This window comes from Anaerococcus hydrogenalis DSM 7454 (genome assembly GCF_000173355.1).
Taxonomy (GTDB): domain Bacteria; phylum Bacillota; class Clostridia; order Tissierellales; family Peptoniphilaceae; genus Anaerococcus; species Anaerococcus hydrogenalis.
In genome coordinates, this window is the sequence record NZ_ABXA01000004.1 from 1 (window position 1) to 25,421 (window position 25,421).

The window sequence follows — 25,421 nt, forward strand, 5'->3', positions numbered from 1 at the left end:
GTGGCTCATATTTCCAATAATCGCATCCAAATTTTCCAAACATATCTTCATAAAATTTCCTAACTGCGATCGCTTAAATTTGTCGACACCTAAATTCTAGTAAATTTTAAAAGTTTAATCGGATAAAGGCAAATAAATAAAAATTAAGCTAAAAGGACTTTACAAAAGAAAGTAAATAAAGAAATTTGAGATAAAATAATCCTTTAGGAATAAAACGAGGTAAGACATATCCCATCTCGAGCGCAGTCGAGAGATCTCATACATTAAACAAGGCAAATATTAAACATAATTCATTGGGTCAGTCTTGAATTACTAAAGAAAGAAACAAATAAATAAAAAATACAAAGAGATCTCTCCATGCGTTCGTTTCACTCACTTAGTCGAGATGGTACTTAGCTTAATTTTTATTTCAAAATAAATATTATCTAGTTTCATACTTTGTCTACGCTCTGACTTATATGAATATTGAAAAAAATCTTTAGTAATAAAATAAGGCTAATACATACCCATCTCGAGCTTGTCGAGAGATCTCTTACATTAACTAAGGCTAATATTAAAATAAAATCCTTGAATTACTAAAGAAATAAATAAAAAATAATAAAAATTACCAATAAAAAAACCGGGGCCAAACCCCGGTTTCTTCTTATCTTCTTATCCTAAATTAAAATCATCTCTAGAAATATTTTCCATATAAGCCTTATTCAAACCTGTAACCTTCTCATCTTTAGTTTGCAAGACCTTGGAATCTACCATAGCTTGCATTTGAGATTTTACAATTTGGTCATTTAAATCAGCCTTTGGATGATTTATACTTACCATCTTTCCTTTTCCCTTGCTATCTTTAAAAGATAGCTTTAATATTTTTGTATTCATTTTTGCTCCTTTCTAAGCCTAGATTCTTTCTTCTGTGACTTTTTCAACTATGTGATTTTCAACTTCACTTAGGGCTACAAAGGCCTTTGCGAAATTTGATAAATCTTCATTTGTAAGCTTATCATCAAGATTTGTAAATGTTCTTGAAAATTTTCTAAGCTTCTCACCATCGTTTACTTCATATCTAATTCTAAGTTTCATATTATCGCTCCTTTCATATATAGATAAAGAAAAATGACAAAATGTCCCAAAATTTTCTTAGAATTTTAAAAAAACCTTTATTAATAATCTTTTTTAGTGTAAGATTAATTCGAGTAAGAAAATTTTAAAATGGTGATACAATGAAAAATAAAAAGAAAAAATCAAAAATATCAATTATCTTGTGGAGACTTATATTTTTAATTGGAATTCTTGTCCTACTTTATCCAATCATCTCAAGATTTTATTATAGGATAGATTCTAATAACCAAGTCGAAGTCTTCAATCAAGGAAAAAATAAACTAGACAAAGAAGAAATTCAAAGAAGAATGGGCCTTGCCAAAGCCTACAATGATTCCTTATCGGGAGGACCAACCAACGATCCTTTTACAGAAAAAAGATATAAGGAAGGTAGGAAAGAATACGCTAGGATGCTTGAAGTTGAGGAGATGATAGGTCATATAGAAATTCCAAAAATAAACCAGGACCTACCAATTTATGCCGGAACTAGCGAAGATGTCTTGCAAAAAGGTGTTGGCCATTTGGAAGGAACTTCTCTTCCAATAGGGGGCAACAATACCCACACAGTTCTCACAGCCCACAGGGGACTACCAGAAAAAACTTTATTTACAAATTTAAACGAACTTGAAGTCGGCGATAAATTTTATATCCATAATATAGAAAAAACTTTAGCCTACCAAGTTGACCAAATAAAGGTAATTGAGCCAAGCAATTTTGATGATCTTATGATTGCTCCAGGCCATGATTATGCGACCCTTCTAACCTGTACACCTTTTATGATAAACTCTCACAGACTTTTGGTAAGGGGCCACAGGGTAGAATATGTAGAAAGTGTAGATGAAGAATTGATTAAAGAAAACAAAACAAATTGGATATTTAGAATTTTATTCTTCCTAGCCTTAATAATTATAATCATATTATTGCTAAGAATTAGAAAATTAAGAAAAGAAAACAAAAAAACATCAAGTAAAATTGACCAAATCAAAGAAAAACTAGATAAACTAGGTGAAAATGATGAGAAGAAAGACTAATATAAAGAAAAATCTTCCCTTCATAATCATATTTTTGATAGGATTTTTGATTTTTTCTTACCCCTTTATAAGCCAAAAATATTACCAAATAAAGGCTAACGATGAGATTGTTGTCTTTAATAAGGCAAAAGATGAAATCGACAAGAAAGAATTGGAAAGAAGGATGGAGCTTGCAAGAATTTATAACCAAACTCTTGACCCATCAAAACTTGTAGATCCATACGATAAAAAGGTAAAAGACGCCAAGGCAGAATATGCAAAAATGCTAGAAGTCCACGAAATGTTGGGCCATATAGAAATACCAAAAATTGCAGTAGACCTTCCTATTTATGCAGGAACAAGCGATGACGTTTTGGAAAAAGGGGCAGGCCACTTGGAAGGAACTTCCCTTCCAATCGGAGGATCTTCAACCCATACGGTAATAACAGCCCACAGGGGACTTCCAAATGCTCTTTTATTTAGAAACCTAAACCAAATGGTTGAAGGGGATATATTTTATATCCACAACATAAAAGAAACCTTAGCTTATAAGGTCGATAAAATCCAAGTAGTAGAACCATCAAACTTTGAACCGATTTTTGTAGTAGAAAAAAAAGGACTACGCAACCCTTTTAACCTGTACTCCCTACATGATAAACTCCCACCGACTTTTGGTAAGAGGATATAGGATTCCCTACACCCAAGCCATAGACGATGGATCAGCAAATACACCAAGACTGAAACCAAACTTTTTCCAATTATTTTTAGTATTGTTGCCAATATTATTGTTTACAATAATGGTATATTTAAGAGAAAAAAGAAATGCCAAAAAGATGAATATGGAGGTACTAGAAATTGAACAAAAACTCAACGAAAAAGAAAAGTAAAATAATAGGTTACATCCTGATATTACTAGGACTTTTAACCCTAGCCTTTCCATTTTCAAGAAGAATATACTCAAACATAGAAAACAAAAGCCAAATAGAAAAAGTAATCAAGGCCCAAAAAGAAGACAAACAATTCGACCAAATAGAAAAAAAGGCCCAAGAATATAACGAAATTGTAAAAAATTCAGATATATCAATGGTTGACCCCTTTACAAGCAAAAACCTAGGCTCAGTAAATATCCTAGAAAACCAAGATGATATATTTGCATACTTGCAAATACCAAAGTTGGATAAAAATATTCCTATTTATTTAAATGCCTCTTATAATCATTTAGCTTGGGGACTTGGACAAGTATCAGGAACATCTGTACCAATTGGAGGTGAATCTACTAGAAGTGTTCTAGCTGGACATAGGGGATGGTGGGGCGATACTATGCTCTTATATGCTGATGACTTGGTAAAAGGAGATATGATATATGTAAAAAGATCTGATAAAGTATTAAAATATTCAGTTTGTTCAAAAGAAGTAATTGGACCTTATGATTGGGAAAAATTAAAAGTTATAGAAGGTGAAGATATTATAACTTTATTAACTTGTCACCCATTCATATGGCCAAGGCCTAACAGATTATTAATAAATGCCAAAAGAGTAGAAGACAAAAACAAAGATCCAAAAGATCAAATTCAAAAAACTGAGATAAGTAAAAAAGTAAAAATAACAAACTACGCCTATATAGGATTTTTACTAATAGATTTAATCTTAATAATCCTTGTAATAAGAAGCTTAATAAAAACAATAAGAAAATAAAAATAAACCCACCTTAAAGCAAAATAATTTGCCAAAGGTGGGATTTTTTTACCTATCTAATAACTAAAAAATTTATCCTTTAGCAATAAAATAAATCCAACAATTACCCATCTCGAGCAGATAAATATGCCTTGATTTGGCATATTTATCCCTAAAACTAGTGCAGATTTATAACCGTTGATTTCGGTTATAAATCCTGAAAACTAGTGCGAGAGCACGGAAGAATTTGCGAAGCAAATGAGTTTTAGTAGTCGAGAAATCTCATGCGAAAATTATAGCAAATATAAAAATAAAATCTCTGAACAAGCAAAAAACAAAAATGACCTTCAGCAATAAAACCCAGACAAACCATAACCCATCTCGAGCTTGTCGAGAGATCTCATGCACAAATTATGTCAAACAATAAACTACAATCATTGGCTTACAAAATAAATAAAAAATCAAAAAAATTTATATCCAACCATCTTATAAAACTTTTTCACTCAAAAATTCCTTTTTTTAATAAAAAACTTATAAAATATTGAGAAAATTTTAGCAATATAAATTAAACTAAAAAATATGTAAAAAATATGTTGACGTAAAAATTTTTAAGTTATATAATTATATAAACATAGAATAAAACTATATCTAAATTAATATTCGTTTTTAAAACTTATATTTTTTACCCAATAACTTTATCAAAGTACAAGAAAAAAATATAAGGTTAGAAAAATTAATTGTATATCCCGTAAGTATAAAAATCAAGAAGAAAGTGCAAGCAATCAGTCATCAAATTTTAGGTAATTTCAAACAAACTGAAATTAGCTAAAATAAAAAAGGAGTTATCATGAAAAAGTTATTGAGAAAATCGATGTCATTATTTATGGCCCTTTTTATGGTATTGCAAGTTATGCTCCCGGCCTTTGCGACAAAGTCTAAGGCAGAAGAAGCCGAGCCTAATTCCATAAAAAACATTGAAAATTTAGACCAAGACCCAGATTCATACTTTTCACTCACAGATTCGCAAAAAATCTATGACAAAAAAGAGAAGAAAAAGGATGAAAGTAAATTTACTATTGCCCTAGGTCTTTCTGATACAAGTACAAATTTTAGGCTGGTAAAAAGAAATGACCTAAAATTATATGACGATAGGTATTTTCCTACAAATGAAGAAGCATCCAAAGAATATTGGAAAATCAAAGATAAGCTCAAAGACCAAGGCCTTGATATAGAAATAGATATAATAAAAGATGACCAAGGTTACAAAATCGTAGGAAAAAATCAAGACCAAGACCCAGAAGAAAATCCTTACGGGATAAATTATTCATACATAGACTTTAAAATAATAGACAATTTTGATTTTAATGAAAAAGGAAATCAAAAATTACTAGAAAAAGATAAATTGGTATTCAATTTAGAATTTACTCAAAACATATCCCCAGATCCAAACTACAACTTGATTGAAAAAGACCAAGATGGAAATTATGAGATTAAAAATCATGGACAAATCTTTGCCCTAATCAATAATGACAAAGTTAACATCTATGACACATCTTCTTTGTCAAATGATTTTAATGAACTAAACCAATACAAGGAAGATAAAAAATCTGAGGACGAAAGAAAAAAAATAGAAGAAGAGAAAAAAAGCTCAAGAAGAAAAGAAAAAGGCTGAGGAAGAGAAAAAAGAGCAAGAGGCCCAAAAGCAAAAAGAAGAAGCCGAGAAAAAGGCCCAAGAAGAAAAAGCCAAAGCCGAAGAAGAAAAGAGATTAGCAGAAGAAAGGGATGAAAAAGAAAAAGCTGAGAAAGAAGAAGCTGAAAAAGAAAAACTAGAAAAAGAATCAAAAGAAGATTCTAAAACAGAAGAAAAAACTCCTTCCCAAGAAAAATCTGAAGAAGAGAAGAAGGAAAAAGATAAAAAAGAAGAAGAGAAAAAAGCCCAAGAAGAAAAAGAAAACCAAGAAGAGGCTCAAAAGGCAAAAGAAGATGCTGAGAAAAAAGCCCAAGAAAAAAGAAAGAGGCTGACAAGAAACTCTACTTCCCTAAAAAAGAAGAAAGTCCTAAGTCCATAATGGATAAAGACATAGAAGAATCTTCCCTTTCAAAAGCAGATAAGGAATTAAAAGAGGCTCTTAAAAATAAAAAGCTAAGCTTGGAGGACTTACAAAAACTCCTAACCACACTTGGAGAAAAATATAAATTAAACAAGGCCGACCAAGAAAAACTTATGACTAAAAATGATAAGTCAATAAGAGACCTTGTAGAAAAAGATAGGGAAGAAAACTTTAGGGCTAATATACTTTTAGACCTAACTCAAAGAGAATCAAATAGCTTTGCTGATAAAGCATTCCATCTAAAAACAACAATGAAAGTTAAGGCAGCACCAGCTTGGCCAATCCCATCTGGTTGGTACTTTGATATAAACCTTGGTCCATACCTAAAGGAAGATACAGAACAAAAGATAGAAAATCTTTACCATGATAAACTCGGTCTAGTAGCAACTGCCCAAATCTTTAAAAATGGTAAGGATAATATTATTAGATATACCTATGTTAGAAAGGTTACAGAACCTATAGACCTAAACATAGACCAAGTATTAGCATTTGATACAAATGCAATTGGAAATTTGGACCCAATCACAGTTAAAATCAAAGTAGTTCCTAAAAACAATCCGGTCCAATCTATGCCGGACATTATTGTAAGAAGTAATCAAGATTCCCCAGTAGAGTCAAGCTTTGAAATAAAAGATGAGGGAGAGACCCAAACAGGCACCTACCCTTACCAACTAGACTGGAGAACAACCTCCCAAAAACTTAAGGATAATAAGGGAAACCCAATAGAAAAGTTAGTTGATTTGGATAAGTCCAAGCTAACAGGAGCCTATGTAGAATGGGATATAGAAGTCGATACAGATAAGCTTGTTGACCCTAAGAATGAACTTAAATTTGATAATCTAAACCTAACAGTCTTTGGGTCAGCCAACCAAGGCCTTACAAATATTTACTACAAGGCATCCAAAAACAAAACTGACCTAGAGACAACAGATGGTTATATTTCTTCAACAAATCTTGGAGAACTTTTAAGCCAAAACTCACAAATAAGTAAAAATGATCTTGGAAATAAATTATATATCAAGGTCAAAGCAACAATTGACCCTAACCAAGTTCACGAAACCTACTCCATAGGTTTTAGAATCAATCCAGATTCTAACTACATCCAAAAGATGCTTGAAGATATTATCAAAAAATACGAAAGCATCCCAGTACCACCACCACTTAAGTGGTTGAAGGGTGTAGAAGATGCTAGAAGATTTGCAGAAGTGCCATTCAACTTGGTAGAAACAAATATTCCTGCAACCTTCCTCGGCCTAACAGATAGGTTTACCAACGAGAGATTCTACTACGACAACACGAGGACTATAACAGCAAATAGAAAATCAGATACTAAGGTAGATTGGTACGCCCTAGATTTATTAAGACGTGGTGAGAGTCAAGACCCAGCCCTAGATAAGCCTGATTTTGATAGAAATAATGGTAAAGACAAGAAAACTATTAAGGCAAAAAAGGTCTACTACCTACCACTAAAAGATGGTGGCTATAGGAGAACTACTCAAGCAGGAGATGTTGTCTTACAAAATGGTCAGTATTTCCCAGGAACCATAGTTTCTTACGAATATCCTAACCACTCAGGAAAAAGAGACGACACCTACAACTTCAGACCTAACTTAAAAGACAAAAAGAAATTTAATGTCGATGAGTCTTACGATTATGAAGGTGGCCGAGTAAACCTCTTTACAGAAAAAATCTCCGACCAAGACCTAGCCAACGGCTACATTGCCTACACAGAAAACCCATACCCAATCATGCGTATCAATAGAAACTTCGATTTGGTATCTTGTTTCAACGACCGTGTCAATGCCCCGGTATACACAGGAAACACCAAGGTCTTCCTAGATAAACACGAGGATGTATCAGGTGACTACCTAATCACAAGGCTAAACGAATCCCACGGTAGGCCAACAGATAATTATAGACTAAGGAATTTCTTGGCAGGGACTCCATATAATGGAGTTTCTCTAAACCATAATAATACATTAAGCCAGGGCCAAGCCATGGAAGAGCTTATGAAAAAAATCTACTTCTATGGTGAGGAAGTAAAGAAAGAATACACTCAAGGTAAGTATAATTCTAATACCAAGGGACAAGAGATGCACAGGATGATAGAAGCATCCATGTACCAAAGGGTAATCCACCACTTTACAGATGGTAAGTCCCTAAAAGATGACTACTTCCAAGCCCCATCATCCTACAACATAGATGAATGGAAGGTAGACCACACCCTATCAGGTATCCGTCAAACCTATCCAAACACTGGCTGGGATGGATCTTTTGCAGGAAGTGACGAAAGCAGGAGAATAAATAATGAGCCAGGCGCTCCTAGAAAATTAAAAGACAATGAAACTAAGATAGGAAACTACCCACCAGTCCAATCCACCCAATATGATATGGCGAAAAATCTTTATAATAAGGTAATAGCTTCTTATAGGGATGGAAATGACTGGAATGCTGACAAGGCAGATTCTGTAAAATTGGTATTCTACTCCCACACCGACGAAGGTAAATACCAAGAGTTAATCGCAGGTCGTGTAATGGCTCCAATCGAAATTGATAAATATAAGAAAGATGGCACTAAGCTAAAAGACGCCAAATTCAGATTTACCAATATCGATACAGGTGAGAAAAAAGAGTGGACATCAACAGATGATAACAAGGCTCACAAGCTTTACCTAAGACCAGGTAAGTACAAAGTCCAAGAAATAGAAACTCCACAGGGATTTGAAAAAATCAAAGACTTCGATATAGAAGTAATAAGAAAAGAAATCCATCCAGACAATGGTTCATACGATGCCAAAAAACTTCCAAGAATCCATGTAAACGATGGTTTTGAAACAGAAGTATCAATAGATGAAAAAACTGTTCCAAAAGATACAGACGGCAAAACCCCTCTTGTAGCCCTTGATAAAGACAACAAAATTAAAGTCAAGGTTACAAATATAGAAGATAACCTTGGTAAACTTGAATTTATAAAAAGAAATAAGTTTATAAAACTAGACGGAGCAGAATTTAGACTTAGAAAAATAAAAGCTGAGGACCTAAATGATGCTAAAACTAAATTCAAAGATCCATCTAAACTAACTTATGATTCAAAATACGATAAGACTGAAAAGGGCAATATTGGTGAATTTAAATTCGACCAAATCCCAGCTGGTTTCTATGTATTAGAAGAAACAAAAGTGCCAGAAGGCTACGAAAAAGCCCCACTCTACCTAATCGAAGCAAAAGAGATAAGAGATACTTCTGACAAGAAAAAGGTTCAAGTAAGCTTTGTACAAGAATACAAAGAAGTTACAAATGAAAAGGGCAAAAAAGAAGCAAAAATAGCAGATGCTAATCTTGAAACAGAAAAGGCCACCAGAGATGGTAAAAAAGTCGACCTTCCTATAATTAGGAACAAAACCAAAAAGACAGAGATCAAATTTAGAAAAGTAAGAACCGAAAACCTAGGAACAGACAAAGAACACCTAGGCCTAGGAGATGCTAAATTTAGACTAATGTCCCTAAAAATGGTAGATGGTGACTTCTACATGGAAGAAGCCTACACAGACAATTCTACCAAAACCACCCCTCCAAGAGCCAAGGTCGATGGCCAACAAGCTGAGGGTGGCGGATATATCACCTTCAAAGACCTAAAAGTCGGCGAATATTTATTAGAAGAGCTAGAAGCTCCAAAAGGCTACAAAAAAACCGACCTCTACGGTTGGAAACTTGTAGTAAGTCTAGATAAAGATGGAAACTTCACCCACAAGCTCTACGAAGTTCCAAAGGCAAAAGAAGGCGAAAACCAAGATGAAATCTTCAACTCCAAGGATCTAAAAGAAGTTAAAATATCTAATATAATTAAGGGTCATGAAAAAGTTGATGCCTACCAAATAGGAAACGACGCCAGAACCATAGATATAGACTTCAAAAAATACAAGGGAAAAATCGTAGAAAAAGAAAATGGCAAAACAGAAGTAGAAGCTACAGAAGTCAATGAAAAATTATTTGGCAAAAACAATCAGCCGGTAAGCTTTAACCTCTACAAGTCAGATTTCTATGGGGCAATAATAGGAGAAAAGGATGAAAAAGGAAACTTTATTCCAATCAATAAAGAACCTATAATCCAAGATGATAAGGGCATCTTCCACCTAAAAGGCCTAGAATTTGGTGGATATTATATCCTAAGAGAAACAAACCCACCAAAAGACTACAACAAGGCTGATGACATCCTTCTAAAGGTAGAGGCAGAAGCCATAGCCAACGAAGGCCAAATGAAGGTAATCGTAAGAGACCCTAACACCAACGCCAAAACCGACCTCCACTCAGTATTTAAGGGAGTAGTCGATTTCCTTGAAAAAGAAAAACTAGGAAAATTCTCCATAAAGAAAGTCGGTAATGCAATAGGTTACACCGATGAAAAAGGAAATCCAATCAGAGTCGGCCTAAGACGTGCCTACTTCAGACTCTATACAGCAAATGAAAATTACGAAATAGAGTACAAGGATAAGGATAAAAAATATCCAAAAGAATACATCCAAAAGGTAACACCTGGAGATCCAATCACAGAAGATGACGGCAAGGGTGGACAAAAGGGTAAAGACCCTGACAAACTCCCACCAAACCAAGGTATAGTAACCTTTGACCAACTAAAACCAGGCCACTACGTCCTAGAAGAATTTAGGGGACCTGCAGGTTACGAAAGAGATCCAAACCCATGGTACATCCTAGTAGAAAGAGATGGAACAGTCAAAAAATACAGCGACAACCCAAAAACAACTAGAAATCCAAAACAAATGGACTACTCTACCCAAAGCGTAAGATTCAGGATGGCAGGTCTAGATATATCTGAAAAATTACCAACTCCTAGATTGATGGCAAATCCAACAGAAGATTCTAGACTAAAAGAGTTATCATATAAAGCCAACAACACTGAGGACCTAGACATCACAGTAAAGGCAAGTGATGTTGATACAAAAGATGGAAATAGAACAATTAACTTATCAATAAGTCCAAAAGATAAAGTCTTACCAGGCAAAAAAGTTCAAATGGTATTTTTGGTAGAAAGATCAAAAGATTCTTCATTGACTTCAGCTGGTTCGAACATTTCAGACGGTAGAACTCAAGATAAAAACATCAACTATGCTATAACACAAATTGCTAAAAAAGCGAAAGAAACAGGCACAAGTATAGATGTAAGCTTTGTGGAATATACTAATAATGCATCAAGCCTAAAAACAACAAACGTATCTTTAAATGATATGACACAAAATCTAGAAGATAATGATTATAGTAGTTTCTATGTTGATGGTGAAGGTGGAAAATCAGTAAGCTACAAAGATTATATTGGGAAAGCAGCTAATTTATCATCAAGAAACAACAGTATTGCCGATGGATCTGAGTACCTAAATAAAAATATTGATACCTACTTAAGCCAAATTTCTGCAAAAAACGGATATGATAAAAAAATCATGATTGATTTTGCAAACTTTAATGTAGGTGATGTTAAGAAGCATAGTCCAAAATCTGGAAAATATGAATTTTATAAGGCTGACCTTGTAAAGAAATTCAAAAATAATGGATTTGACACATTTGTAAGTCATGTTGACCAAAGGACTGTTGGTTTAGCAAGTGGATATAGAATACAATATGTAGATGAGATAATGCCACAACTTCCATATTTTGAATATAAAAACAATAGTGGATCACCAGGAAGAAACTCGGCGTCATACTATGTTTATTCAAATATGATTAACAAGTTATTTGAAAATGAGGCTTTCAAAAGAAACGAAGAATCTTACCTAGTAAAAGATGCAAGCCTAAAAATAGACCTAAAAAGTGTTATACATTTAGTAGAGGCTAAGGCTAATATTGGAGCCAACGATTTAACTTCAAATATATCAAAAGATAGCAAGGCTAATTCATTACAATTAGATAAGATCAATTTAAAAAAAGGAGAAAACCTAGAATTTTCTTATACAGTAGACTTATTAAATAATAATGCTCAATATAATACTGACTACGAAATACTCGATTTCGATGGAATGAAAATTTCAAAAGATGGGAAAGATATCCCTATAGAAAGACATGACTCCACAGGTAATTATCTAATAACTAAAAAAATAAAAGAAGATACTCCAACACCAGACCCTGGAACACAAGAAGGCCACAATGTCATAACAAGTAGTACAGGTGGAGGAAGAATTAGTGCAAGTCCACAAAATCCTGTCGCAAAAGGTACGGAAGTTACGATAACAATCACACCAGATACTGGCAAGAAGTTATCTGAGATACTAATTGATGGTTACCCTGCAGATGTTGATGGATCTAAATGCACCTTCGAAATGCCTGATCATGATGTAAATGTAGAAGCAAGCTTTATAGATGAAAATACCCCACATCCAACAGGTGACATGATTCTAAAGGCAAACTTCATTTATTCTAACCAAAAGGATGGCATAGATGATAGTAAGTCTGTCCCAAAAGATTCTTCTCCAGGTACAGTTGAACTTTTCGTCAACAAAAGACAAGGTCTAGTTGATAATTGGGTCAAAGTTCCAAATAGCAAAAAAGAAGCTCCTTATAAGGGCACCTTAGAATACACAGGTCTTGACCTAGACTCTAATTACAAACTAGTTTACACCAGAGATACAGAAATTGCTGGAGGTTGGGGATCTGAGACAGTATCAGAATACCGATTTGAATCTAGAGATGCTGATGAGAATAATACAGTTACAGTCAATATCACAAATGGTAACCTAGTAGAAATCTTCAACCACGATGAAACAGGTTTTAGGATTCCACTAAGAATTACCAAGGTCAACGAAAATAAGGCTGCTCTAACAGGTTCACAATTTAAGGCTCGTAAGCTTGTAAATGGTGAAAGAGTTCCAATCTATAAGAAAAACAAAGATGGCACCTACACCGATACAGGCAAAACAGGCTTCCCTAAATACTACGATGAGAAATTCGACGGAGTGTCAGAAGCTACTGGTAAGCCAGGAGATAACTACTTCAGAGAGCTAACCCCAGGTATCTACGAGCTTGAAGAAATCAAGACCCCAGATAATACCTACAGACCTCCAAAAGATAAAAATGGTAATAACATGAAGTGGTACTTCAAGGTAGTAATAAACAAAGAAAAAGTACCAAGAGATGCCAACTACATGGATATCACCTTTGACTTTGAACACACCTTCTCTGAAAATGACGATTTCAATATCGGCATAAGCGAAGCTGAAAAGAAAGAACTTATAGGCAAAACTATCAAGGGCTTCAAAAAAGGAGACCCAGACTTTGCTAGATATATCGAGGAAGTAAAAGATGATGGTCGTTCCGACCCAGCAAGGCCAGACGCCCCATACAAGTGGATCCACGATGCTAGAGTTACCAACTACAAAAATAAAACAAAGCTAAACTTCTTCAAAAAGGATAAGGCATCTTATCAAAATATAGGAGGAGCAGAATTCTCCTTAAGAAAGGCTAAGCTTGATAAAGAAGGAAAGCTAGTATTTGAAAATAACAAGCCAGTTTATGAAGAAGAACCAACAAAGGGCGCTGATGGCAAGCCTCTAACACCAGAACAGCTAGACTCAATGAGAGTCCAACCTTATGATGAGGACAAGAAATTTGCCAAGGCAATTTCAAATGACCAACTAGGTGTAGAATTTACCAACATAGGCGAAGGCACCTACATCCTAGAAGAAATAAAACCAGCCAAAGGCTTTAAGCCTACCGATTCCTTCCTAGCTATCACCTTCACAGAAGATGAAAAAGGTTCATGGAAGCAAGAGGTAAAAGGCTACGAGAAAAACAAACAAGGCAGCTATCAAGAGATGTCTGATACAAACAAGTTTTTCTCTAAAAATACAAAGGGCGAATTTGTAAGTGTAAACAATGAAAAAGCCTACATCGACCTCAAATTCCAAAAAATCGAAGGAAAGAAGGGCGAAAAAGGAAAGGATATACCAGTAGAATCTGCCGACTTTAAGCTAACCCAAGTCGATAAGAATGGTAAGAAGGTTGAGGGTGGATATGAAAAGACTATCTATTCATACGCCAACTCCAACTTCGAATTCAGATACCTTCCTATAGGTCGCTACAAGCTCCAAGAAACTAGAGCTATTACAAAATTTGAAAAACCAGATCCATGGTTCTTCAATGTTGTTCAAGACGAAGAAACTCATAAGCTAAAAATAGTCTTCGAAAATGACCCAGATGGAACCCTTGATAAGTCCATAGGCTTTAAAACTAAGGCAAATGGAGAGCCTGATTATGATAAGGATGGCAATTACCAAGACATCAAAATCAGAAACTACTCCAAGACCAACTTCTCCTTCATGAAGTTTAGAAATGAGACCGATGAAAAAGGCAACAAGCTCCCACTAAAGGACGCCTACTTTAGACTTACAAAAGTAAGATTTTCAATGGATGAGAAAGCCAAAGCCTACGAATATCATAATGAAAAAGACGGTGCAGGACTTAAAAAATATGTCCATGGTAAGAAAGTCACAGAATATGATTCTAATGGCAAGATAACAAAATTCACTTACGATAATAAAGAATATAAGTATGACGAGAATAATAATCTTGTTAGCGTAGGGGGACAAACACCAACAGAAGAAGACAAAAAAGTCAAACCGGATGCAATCACAAATGCCACAGGTAAGTACAGTGCCCTACGTCGTTCCCAATCATCAGGTAAGGTAGACTTCCAAAACTTAGGCGAAGGTATCTACCAGCTAGAAGAAGTAACCATCCCAGAAGGCTACCAATCTAACACCAAGCAGTTTAAATGGATATTTAAAGTCGAAAAGACAGATGATGGCCTACAAATAGTTCGTACCTACAAAGACAAAGATGGCACAAGTCACGATGTCGAAGATGAATACTTCAAAAAATATGATCCAGACTATTACAAAAAGTATGTAGATAATAAGTTTAATAAAAATTCAAATATCGAAGGAGATGGCAAGACCAATCCTTACGAGATTACCAACACCAAAACAACCACAGACCTTAATTGGAAGAAAATTGGATCTAGGGATAAATCTAATAAAATAAAGAAGGACACCAAGTTCCTCTTATTAAAAACTTCAAACGATCCAAATGACCTTGAATCTGCCAAGTCAGGCCAATCAGAATTCCCACCTTACCAAGTGGAAAGCGAAGATGGTAATTTTGAAATCACCAACCTAGCCAAGGGTGTCTATGTATTAATAGAAACCAAAGCCCCAGATGGCTACGACAAGATGGATAGGCAAATAGGAATAAGAGTCTATGAAGATGCAAAGGGAACCTTACAAAAAGAATACTTTGAAATAAAGACCACAAAGGTAGATGGTAAAGACACTAAGGAATTAGTAAAGACTCCTGGAGATTTCCAATACTTATTAAATAGAAATGCACAAAATCCAGAAATTGACACTGATGGAGATGGCACCTTCTATGTAATTAATAAGTCCAAACCATATTTCTTCAACCTATACAAGGGCTTTATGGAAGGTAAAGTGTTTAAAAATATCACCAAGGGCAAGCTAAAGGTAAAAATTTATCGTGATCCTAAGGATACAAAAAACACTGATAAAAATGTCTATGAACAAACCATAGACCTATCAGAAGAGGCTCCTTACAGGATAGACTTAAACAACAATATCCAATTTGGAAGAGACTATCTCCTAGAAGAAGTAAAATCCCCAGATGGATATGCTAAGACTAATTATAAGTACAGATTAAAATTTGCATATCTACAAAGTACTCAACAATTTGTAGCAACCCTAACAGCAGTCCTAAAGGAAGTCAAAAAGGAAGATGGTACTACGGAATGGGTTCCACTACAAAATGCTAACAAACAAAATATAAGTGATTCTGGTCAGCTAATAGCAGGTGGACAAAATATTGGTGATGGATTCAAATTCCAAATTGTCAACAAGAAAACCGAAGTTGTCTTTACCAAAAAAGGAAAAGAAAAGGTCAAGATAGAAGATGACAAACTAATAGATAAAGAAACAAATCTAGCAAATGTCGAGTTCTACCTTGAAAAACAAGACCCAGATGATATAGGAAAGCCAAACCAAGGTTATTATCCATTGACAGCAAACATGGAAATGATAAAACCAAGGAAAAACGATGATGGAACTACAACTTACTATTATATAAGTAAGGAAACTGGAAAAGAAATAATAGTTAATAACTTCGACCAAGATAATCCTGGTGATCCTATAAAAATCTACAAATCTGGAGAAGACGGTAAATTCAAATTAACAGACCTAACCGACGGTTACTATAGACTTATAGAACCAAAAGCAGCCACAGACGAAGATGGCGACGAGTACATGAAAGTCAATGGCCCAATCAAAAAATTCAGAGTTGAAGATGGTAAGGTAAAAATTTACACAATCGACAAAGAAAATAAGCTCATAGAAAAAGAAGTAGATGGCACAAGCTCGGCCACAGTTACAAACATCATCAACGAAAAACCAGGCAAGGGTGAATTTACCCTAACCAAGGAAGATGAAAAAGGTGGTAAATTAGAAGGAGTTAAATTTACTCTCCACAAGACAGACGCAGACGAAACTAAAGTTGGAGAACAAACAACAGGCCCTGATGGTAAAATCAAATTCACAGGCCTACCTTATGGCTACTATTGGCTAAAGGAAACAAAAACCAAAGACGGTTACATCCTAGACACCAAAAAGAAACTAATAGCCCTAGGTGGTGACAAAAAATGGAATGTTCCAGATAAAAGAGAAGATGTTTCAAAATCAATCATCTTTGATGACACCCAAGACCAGCTTGTATCAACAGCTGATACACCTAATGAGGATACAGTATATCCAAACAAGGCCGAGGGTATCTTTGCCAAATTCAACTTCAAGATTGACGAAAAAACAACCATCAAACCTGGAGACTTCTTCACAATCAAATTCTCCGACAATGTAGACCTAGATGGAATCAACAAAGATAATGATGACAAGGGTCAAAAAGGTGACCAATACTTCGATATCATAGGCCCTGCAGGACTTCTTGCAAAGGCAAAGGTAAATGATGACAGAAGGTCAATCACCTACACCTTTACAGAATATGTAAAAGACTACAAGCCAGACGCAATGTCCATGTTCCTACAACTCTTCCCTAACAGAAGAAAAGTAGACCACACCCAAGATATTACGGTCACTGCAGATATAGGAAAGAATATTGATATAAATTCTAGCGATTATCATTACTCAGACTCTATAAACATAGACTACAGAGGAAGAAATGAAAAGATTGGATATAATGGTTACCAAAATCCAGATTCAGATATATCATCCTACATGCTAAGGTTAAACCCAGATGGTAAGACCTTCACAGCGATTTTATATCTAAACCCATGGAATAGAGAGATGTTAGGCAAGACCCTATCATTCACAACAGATGAAGATATCCTAGTAAATGAAAATCTATCAGTCAAAACCTATATCAAGAAGGGGACAGGAAGTACTACAAGTGAAAATGGTGGATGGAAAGATGGAGACCTACCAGATTCCTACGATATATACGAAGAAGATTCAGATGGTAAGCTCAAAGTACGTTCTGATTTAAGTTTAATAAGCGATAATGGTGATAAGTACAACTGGTATCCAACCAAAACTTGGACAGAATCAGAAGAAGTTAATCCTTATTACGGTTATGATTATTCTCAATATGATTACAATTATAGTAAATATAGGTATTACAAATATGTTACCAAGGACAACAGAGCTGATAATATCACTAGAAAAATAGATATCCCAGCAAGATATTTAAATAGAAAAGGCGATTCAAGCACTGCAACCTATGTAATAGAAATTAAGGGTGAGTTAAACCAAAATGCCAAGTCACTAAAAACTAGGGCAGACGAAACTCACTACAATTATAGGACAGTAAACAATATTACCTACAAAGATTCTTATAAATCTCACTTCGAAACCTGGTCACAATTCTTTAACCCGGGAGCAAGTGGAGATGCTAAAAAAGAAATCAAACTTGTAAACTTCAAAAACAAAATTGAATTTGCAAAAGTAGATGGCGGTGTCCTATCAAATGTAGTTGATAAATCAGAAGAAAATCCTCAAAACCTAAAAGATTTGGGCATAGGAAATCCTCTAAAGGGAGCTAAATTCCAGCTTATTAAGGATGGGGAAAATTACAGAGATCCAATAACATCAGATGACAATGGTATCTTCTCTTGGGAAGAACTACCAACTGGTAAATACCAAGTCAAAGAAACAGAATCACCAGATTCTGAAATATATGACTTGCCAAAAGATGCTATTTCAAGCTTTGAAGTAGATGAGGGTGGAAATATTGTAAATATCAAAAAAAATAAACAAATCCTAGAAAACTACAGAAAAGCTGAAATAAAAATAAGAAAAACTGACCAAGATGGAAAGGTCATCCAAGCAGGCAAGGACCTAGCTGGAGCAGAATTCACCCTCACTCCAAAGAGTGGACAAAAGAATCCAGAAAAACCAGACGAAAACTTCCCAGTTAAAACACTAACAACAGATAAAACAGGAATTGTTACATTCGATAAGTTAGTAGCAGGTAAGTACGAATTACAAGAAATGAAAGCCCCAACAGGCTACACTAAATCTGATAAAAAATGGGAATTAGAAGTCACAAAAGATGGTAAAGTCAAATGGACAAATTCCTTTGATGATACAAAAGATAATATGAAGGCAGTAACTGTCAAAGAATATGCAAAAGAGGAATACACTGGAAATACTTACAAAGATAGGTTATTCTCAGAAATCCTAGGTATAGACCAAGATACCAAAACCTTCAGACAAAAAATAACCATCAAAGCAAAACCAAGCGAACTTGAAAAAGCTAGACTAATTTTAGACTCAACAAATGATGAACTAAAATTATCTCAAACAAATACAAAAGTAAGATTGGTACAAGTTGGCGAAAATAATAATATATTAAAACCAGATAATACAACCTACACAGTTGAAATAAATAATGGAAATAAATTAAGTCTAAGGATAAACCCTCCATACAGAGAGGAAAAGAAAAATAATCCTGTAGGATCAAGCGAGGGACAAGCAGGCGAGGAAACTCCAGGTGTTGACGACGCTGAAAGAGAATATCAATTTATAGTAGATATGCCTTATAAAGAAGATGGTAGAATAGGAGCAAAAGCGACCTACGATGTTGGACAAGTCGATGAGACAACAGGCAAAGTCACATTTAGTACAGAAGATATTAAAACAGAACTAGACAAGTATGCAACAAAAGCAAATCTAACTATATCTGATGCTATTGTAGATATGAGCTTATACAAAAATGAACAAGTAGACAAATATCTAGCCCGTGACATCAACCTACTAACAACTGATATAGGAAATATCAAAAAACCAAATATTTACTTTAAAAAGGTAGACGCTGATAATGAAGAAACTGCCTTAGCAGGAGCAGTTTTTGAAATTCAAAAGAAAGTTGGAGAATCTTATGTATCCATAGATAAAAATGGAGAAGAAATAAATTCAACGGATTCAACTTCAACAGATAAAAAATGGACAGCAACTTCATCAATTGATGAAAATATAAAAGGTCAATTTAAATTTGAATCCATCCCAGATGGCGAATATAGGATAAAAGAAACCACAGCTCCATCAGGATATATATTATTTAGTCAAAAAGAGTTCAAATTTAAAGTAAAAAATGGTAAAATATATTATATAGATACTAATGAATCTAATATTTCTAAAACACAATTGGAAAAATTGAGAAAATTAGAAAATGAAAAAGAAATAACAGATAATTCTAGTGATAACCGACTTCGAATCACAAACAAAAAAGCACAGTATCCTTCCACAGGAGGACCTGGAGTTTGGATTGGATTTATGGTGATAGGTTTAATAGTAATGTTTACATCAGTATTGACCTATTTCAAAAGAAAAGATAAACTAGTAGTAAGAAAATAGTTAGTCAACCTTGTCTTTGGGCTTTTTGCCCAATGTCGCAGGGTAAATTATAAATGTAGGAACGTTTCTAGTATAAATCTTGAAATACAGATTATACATAATTGATAGGCGAAAGCCAAAACATATCAATGCATATTGACAAAAAAATATAAAGGAGAAAATTATGAAACACAAAATTTTGTCATTTTTAACAGCATTCGCAATGGTGTTCGGAATAATAGCAGCACCTTTTGTAAATGCTAAGGCTGATGAAGCCGGTACTGTTGTTGCAGGTACATCAAAAGAGCAACAAGAGACTACTGTAACTTTACACAAACTAAAATTAAGCAGCCTTGATACTCTACCAAAATTAGACAAAAGTGGAGAGTTTATTGAAGGACTTAGAGGAGAACCAAAAGAAAAATATGTTGGTGGTGAAATCAACAATATAAAAGATTTCTTCTCTGATGATAATGCTGAAGAATTAGCAGGCGTTAAATTTACTTACTGGGTATTCAATGATGAAGCAAAATATAAAGAAATGATTAAAGATTCATCAAAATTTGATACAGTAGAAAAAGTAGATGCTCATTTAAAAGGGGCTAAAAACCTAACTAAAAAAGATATAGTTTCTGCTAAGGGTGGTGTAGAACTTGATAAAATTACTATACCAGCAAATGAAAACAGATTTATCTGGGCTGTAGAAACTTCAAAAGTTATTCCTGGCGAAGGAAAAGATGGAAAAGATCAAACAATTACAGGAATGAAGGCCGTTCCATTTGGTTTAGCTCTTCCATTATTCAACAAAGATGGATCAGTAAATAATGCTATCCACGTATATCCAAAAAATACAACAGCTGAAGAACCAAAAGTAGACAAAGACTTTAAAGGAAAAGCAGATGCAAACAAAGATAGAAAAGAAATAGAAAATAATATCGTTGAAGGTGCATTTGTAGGTAAAGAAGTACCTTATGAAATTGAAACATTAGTTCCAGCTGGATCTGATTATCAAACAGCAAAATGGACAGACCAAATGACAGAAGGTCTTACATTTAATGAAAATAGTTTAAAAGTATATATTGGTTCAAAAGAAGCTGAAAAAACAGCTACAGAAGAAAACTATCTAAAAAAAGATACTGATTATACTTTAGTAAAAGATGGAAATGGATTTAAACTTGAATTTACTACAGCAGGTCTTGGAAAAATCAATAAACAAACTGCTGAAACAAGAGTTCACATCACATACTCTGCAACAGTAAATGATAAAGCAAAAGTTCAAAGACAAGAACGAAACGACGTAATTTTCCACTATGGAAATAAGCAAGAACATTCTAATACACCAAAACCACAAAAACCTAAAGAAGGAAAATTAAAAGTAACAAAGAGCTTCCCTAATGTTGAAGGTGAATGGGTTAAAGGTGAAGAAGTAAAAGTAACAATTTACGACGCTCACACAGGTAAACCAGTAGAATTTACTGATGGTCAAAGTGCAACACAAACTCTAACCATAGATAAAAAATTCCATGAGTGGACAGGTCTAGATACAGATAGACAATATATAGTAAAAGAAACATTTAAACCAGGTAACGAAGCAGAATACGGACTTGGTGATGATGGTGAAGTTACTATCAAAAACTACAAAAATGATATTCCAAAACCAAAAGACCCAGAAGAACCAGGTGTTGTAAGTTATGGACACAGATTCCAAAAGGTTGACCAAGAAGGTAAGGGTCTTGTAAACGCAGAATTCATTATTTCTAAAACCGAAGGAAATAAAACTCTATATTTAGTTAAAAAAGGTAATACAGCATTAGAAGCTGACCAAAAAGAATATGTAGCTGCAGAAAAAGCTTATAAAGATGCTGTAAAAAATAATAAATCAGATAAAGAAATTGCACCATTAAAAACAGCTAGAGATAAAGCATACGCTAAAGCTCAAAGCGAATGGGAATTCAGTGATAAGAAAGATAATGCGACAGTATTTAAATCAAGCACAGACGGTTACTTTAGAGTATCAGGTATAGAAGAAGGAGATTATCAATTAGAAGAAAAGAAAGCTCCAGAAGGCTATGCTAAATTAACTAAACCAGTTCCATTCACAGTAGGTAAAGATTCATTTGGTACAACAAAACTTGAAGGAACAAAACTTACTGATGATAAAGGATTTACACAAGTAGAGAATAAGAAAGTAACAATCCCACAAACAGGTGGTATTGGTTCAATCATCTTTGTAGTAGCTGGTCTTATGATTATGGGACTTGCAGCTTACAAAATGAAAGCTAACAAAGAACAAGCATAATATTAACTAAACAGAGGAGTTACTATGAAAAAATTAAATAAAAATATAATATTTTCCATAGTTTTTATGGTAATATTACAGCTAGTTACTCCTCTTTTAGCTTTGGCTGAAAGCGGAAATAGCCTATTAATAAATACAAATTTCACAGATGGTGAAAGTAAAGAACAAACTATTGTAGATTATGTAGATTACTGGAAAATTCCAGAAGACAAAGCAAAAGATTTGAAAGATCCTCAAAAAAATCTTGATTTTGTTAATCTTTATAAAGATAAAACAGACGAGGAAATTTCAAAAGATTTGGGTGAGATGAAATCATCAAGCAAGTCAGAAGAATCAGAAGAAAAAGAAGGCATGTATTTTGCAAGTATTGATAATTTGGAAAAGGGAGCCTATCTATTAAGATATAGGTCAAATGATATATATAAACCTTATATTCCTTTCCTTGCAATAATTGACGAAAATACAGAAAATCCCCTCACAATTTATCCCAAAAAAGCCCCAGACGACTTGACCCTAACCAAAAGGGACAAAAATTCTGGTGAAGTTTTAAAAAACGTAGGCTTTGAGGTGATAAATGAAAAAGGTGAGATTCTTTACTTTAAAAAATAAAAGATGATAAGGGAAAAGAAAAATTAACCTACAAAAAAGACGGGACAATCAAAGAGCTTTTCACTGACGAAAAGGGACAAATTAAAATCTATGGTCTAGAAGAAAAGGTAAAGTTCAAAGAGACAAAGCCTCTAAAAGGCTATGAATCTCAAGTGGGAAAAGAAAGTGACCCGGCTCAAACTGGTAGCATCGAAATGCTAAATGAAAAAGATAATCCAGAAAATTATTTTTCATTTATAAAAATCGACGGCACAAATGATGACCCACTAAAAGGAGCAGTTTTTAAAGTTCAAGTCAAAACCGACAAGGGCTATGAAGATGTCATGGAAAATGACAAAATCTACACCCTAACAAGTGATGATAAGGGCGAATTTAAAACAAAAAATCTCCCTTATGGACAATATAGACTAGTAGAAACCAAAGCCCCACAAGGCTACATCGAAAACACAGTCCCAAATGATTTCGAAATAAACGAAAACTCACACACAAAAACAATCCGCATAAAAAACTTTAAACCAACAACCCCACCCCCACCAACAAAAACCACCCCAAACGGTGGCACAACAGTAGGATCCAGACTAGGCAAAAACCTACAATCAATGGCCAAAACCGGAGATAACACAATCCTACTAATAATGGCAATAGCCTTGTTGATGATAGGAGTAGGAATAAGATTTGTTAGGGCTAAAGAATAAAATCTTTAAAAGACTACCTTGCTTGGCAGGGTAGTTTTTTTTGTGCCTAAAATAAAAAAGTCAAGATAGCTCAAGGGAAAAACAAATTACAAGCAAAGCATACCCGAGAGATCTCTTGGCAAGCTCGAGATGGATAAGACTTCGGTTGGTTATTAAAAATTTAATATAGAACGAATTATAAAAATAAATAGAGCATATAAATAAAATAAGGACTTTAGTAATAAAATAAAGAGAACATTAACCCATCTCGACCGAGTGAAGGGAGTGGAGAGATCTCATGTAATAAGTAAATCAAGAGAAAAAGTAAATATTTAAGGAAATATCCTTATATAATCCAAGGTAAAAATGGAATTATAATCACAATACAATCCAGAGATCTCTCGACAAGCTCGAGATGGGGTTAATCTTTATTTATAGGTTTTGCTACGAATAGGAATAAATTAAGCTTTAAAATAAAAACAGAAAACTATTAACTATCATAATTAATAAAAAGATATTAGAAAAATATTAATAGAAAATTCTTAATTATTAAAATTAAGAATATAAATAAAAAAAATATAAAAGAATTAAGTGAAACTTTAAATGATAAATAAGCTTATACTTTAGCAACCAATTAAAGAAAATCATAACCCATCTCGAGCGAAGTCGAGAGATCTCTGATATTAATATAGCTTATAATTAAATTCATTTAAAATTAGAACGTGCATTAAAAAATTGAAATATGGGTATTTTTTTATTATAAATACAAAATATGGAGAATATTATGTCAGATTATTATGTATATATACTAGCAAATAAAAGCAATTCCACCATATATATTGGCTACACTCATAATCTAGAAAAAAGACTATATGAACATAGAAATCATGTTGTAGAAGGCTTTACTGACAAATATAATTGTACAAAATTGGTATATTATGAATATCTAGACAACAAATATGAGGCTTTATCAAGGGAAAAACAATTAAAAAGACGGAGTAGGGAAAAGAAAAATAAATTAATAAACTCAATAAATCCAAAACGGAGAGATTTATCTTTTGATTGGTACAGTTAATCTGATTTTAATTTAGAAGAAAATTCAAGGAAAGTACGTATTATAAGATAAAGTTAACTTATAGATCTCTCAACAAGCTTGAGATGTGATTTAGTTAGGTCCATTTACTAGAAACATAGATATTATAATTAATTATAAAAGTCAATAAGAGAATATTGTGAAAATAAGGACTTTAGTAATAAATCAAAAAGAGCTCTAACCCATCTCGACCAGATAAACAACCGTTGATTTCAGTTATTTATCCCGATTTATCGTACGGAAGGAGTGGAGAGATCTCATGAATTATGTAAATCTGTAAATAAAGTAGGCAATAAATACGATATATAAAACCCAAGGTAAAAATAAATTACACTCTGAAGATAACCAAAGAGATTTCTCGACAGGCTCGAAATGGAGCTTAGTCTTTATTATATTATGTACTTCGAATGAGTTGTATCTTTATTATATTTTAACTTTGAATTAAGTAAAATTAATGGTGAGACTTACAGTAATACAATAACAGTGAAATTTAAAATCATAGTTAGCTATATACTTTAGTAATTAAGCAAGTGAAACAAAAACCCATCTCGAATGAAGTTAGAGATCTCAAGGATTATGATTTATATAAATTTAGTAAATAAAAGAGAAATTTCTAAAAACTCTAGATTGAGTTTCTTATTTTATTCAAAAAAAGACAGGAAAAATTCCTGTCTTTTTATTTATCCCTTTAGTCCATCTGCTTGTCTTTGCATATTTTCTACTACTACATCAAATATATCTCCGATTGATTGGGCGTATTCTAATATTTCCCATGGTTTATTTGTGTGGAAGTGGATTTTTATTAAGTCTTCATCTCCTACTGCAAGGAGGCTATCTCCTTCGAAATTTTCTGTTATGTGATCGAAAATTTCATCTTCGTCTAAGTCTTCTCCTGCTATTAAAAGCTGGGTATCAAATTTAAATTCTATTTTTTCTGCCATTTTTT

General features: G+C 33.7%; 11 protein-coding genes and 1 pseudogene. 9 read left to right on the forward strand and 3 right to left on the reverse strand.

The genetic code is table 11. The features are described from left to right. Window positions 1-651: 651 nt before the first annotated feature. Window positions 652-873, reverse strand: coding sequence for a DUF2922 domain-containing protein (locus ANHYDRO_RS01100; protein ID WP_004812576.1), 222 nt, complete (start codon window positions 871-873; stop codon window positions 652-654). An 18-nt stretch (window positions 874-891) separates the two neighbouring features. Continuing rightward, entirely contained in the window at window positions 892-1,074 is a 183-nt protein-coding gene (locus tag ANHYDRO_RS01105) for a DUF1659 domain-containing protein (protein ID WP_004812579.1), read from the reverse strand. 140 nt (window positions 1,075-1,214) lie between these two features. On the opposite strand from ANHYDRO_RS01105, the gene ANHYDRO_RS01110 reads away from it, so the two are divergent. From ANHYDRO_RS01110 to ANHYDRO_RS01145, 9 genes and pseudogenes are all read left to right on the forward strand, one after another. Further along, window positions 1,215-2,123 (forward strand): class C sortase, encoded by a 909-nt coding sequence (locus ANHYDRO_RS01110; protein ID WP_004812581.1) that lies wholly within the window; start codon window positions 1,215-1,217, stop codon window positions 2,121-2,123. Then, a pseudogene (locus ANHYDRO_RS01115) lies at window positions 2,107-2,989 on the forward strand (class C sortase). Before ANHYDRO_RS01110 ends, ANHYDRO_RS01115 begins: the two are co-directional and overlap by 17 nt. Then, window positions 2,958-3,797, forward strand: a complete 840-nt coding sequence (locus ANHYDRO_RS01120) for a class C sortase (protein WP_004812587.1) — start codon at window positions 2,958-2,960, stop codon at window positions 3,795-3,797. The pseudogene ANHYDRO_RS01115 and the gene ANHYDRO_RS01120 overlap by 32 nt, the downstream one beginning before the upstream one ends. Window positions 3,798-4,623: 826 nt before the next feature. Then, window positions 4,624-5,448 carry a hypothetical protein gene (locus ANHYDRO_RS01125; protein WP_004812591.1) on the forward strand — a complete coding sequence of 275 codons (825 nt, stop codon included), beginning with the start codon at window positions 4,624-4,626 and terminating at the stop codon, window positions 5,446-5,448. A gap of 396 nt (window positions 5,449-5,844) precedes the next feature. Then, a complete protein-coding gene (locus ANHYDRO_RS01130) occupies window positions 5,845-19,821 on the forward strand; it encodes a SpaA isopeptide-forming pilin-related protein (protein WP_004812594.1) in 13,977 nt (4,658 codons plus the stop codon). A 163-nt stretch (window positions 19,822-19,984) separates the two neighbouring features. Then, window positions 19,985-22,099 carry an isopeptide-forming domain-containing fimbrial protein gene (locus ANHYDRO_RS01135; protein WP_004812596.1) on the forward strand — a complete coding sequence of 705 codons (2,115 nt, stop codon included), beginning with the start codon at window positions 19,985-19,987 and terminating at the stop codon, window positions 22,097-22,099. A gap of 24 nt (window positions 22,100-22,123) precedes the next feature. Further along, on the forward strand, window positions 22,124-22,708 hold the full coding sequence (locus tag ANHYDRO_RS10220; RefSeq protein ID WP_004812600.1) for a hypothetical protein: 585 nt from the start codon (window positions 22,124-22,126) through the stop codon (window positions 22,706-22,708). Between the two features lie 194 nt (window positions 22,709-22,902). Continuing rightward, window positions 22,903-23,403, forward strand: coding sequence for a SpaA isopeptide-forming pilin-related protein (locus ANHYDRO_RS10225; protein ID WP_244261610.1), 501 nt, complete (start codon window positions 22,903-22,905; stop codon window positions 23,401-23,403). Between the two features lie 763 nt (window positions 23,404-24,166). After that, window positions 24,167-24,457 carry a GIY-YIG nuclease family protein gene (locus tag ANHYDRO_RS01145; protein WP_148315716.1) on the forward strand — a complete coding sequence of 97 codons (291 nt, stop codon included), beginning with the start codon at window positions 24,167-24,169 and terminating at the stop codon, window positions 24,455-24,457. A 698-nt stretch (window positions 24,458-25,155) separates the two neighbouring features. On the opposite strand, the gene ANHYDRO_RS01150 is transcribed toward ANHYDRO_RS01145, so the two are convergent. Beyond that, complete coding sequence (locus tag ANHYDRO_RS01150) at window positions 25,156-25,416, reverse strand: hypothetical protein (protein WP_004812605.1); 261 nt, start codon at window positions 25,414-25,416, stop codon at window positions 25,156-25,158. Window positions 25,417-25,421 lie beyond the last annotated feature (5 nt).

Bases quoted from the DNA above. Each gene is read 5' to 3' on its own strand.
- ANHYDRO_RS01100 (WP_004812576.1), bottom strand. From the start codon at position 873: ATGAATACAAAAATATTAAAGCTATCTTTTAAAGATAGCAAGGGAAAA.
- ANHYDRO_RS01135 (WP_004812596.1), top strand. From the start codon at position 19,985: ATGAAACACAAAATTTTGTCATTTTTAACAGCATTCGCAATGGTGTTC.
- ANHYDRO_RS10220 (WP_004812600.1), top strand. From the start codon at position 22,124: ATGAAAAAATTAAATAAAAATATAATATTTTCCATAGTTTTTATGGTA.
- ANHYDRO_RS01130 (WP_004812594.1), top strand. From the start codon at position 5,845: ATGGATAAAGACATAGAAGAATCTTCCCTTTCAAAAGCAGATAAGGAA.
- ANHYDRO_RS01125 (WP_004812591.1), top strand. From the start codon at position 4,624: ATGAAAAAGTTATTGAGAAAATCGATGTCATTATTTATGGCCCTTTTT.
- ANHYDRO_RS01150 (WP_004812605.1), bottom strand. From the start codon at position 25,416: ATGGCAGAAAAAATAGAATTTAAATTTGATACCCAGCTTTTAATAGCA.
- ANHYDRO_RS01145 (WP_148315716.1), top strand. From the start codon at position 24,167: ATGTCAGATTATTATGTATATATACTAGCAAATAAAAGCAATTCCACC.
- ANHYDRO_RS10225 (WP_244261610.1), top strand. From the start codon at position 22,903: ATGCTAAATGAAAAAGATAATCCAGAAAATTATTTTTCATTTATAAAA.
- ANHYDRO_RS01110 (WP_004812581.1), top strand. From the start codon at position 1,215: ATGAAAAATAAAAAGAAAAAATCAAAAATATCAATTATCTTGTGGAGA.
- ANHYDRO_RS01105 (WP_004812579.1), bottom strand. From the start codon at position 1,074: ATGAAACTTAGAATTAGATATGAAGTAAACGATGGTGAGAAGCTTAGA.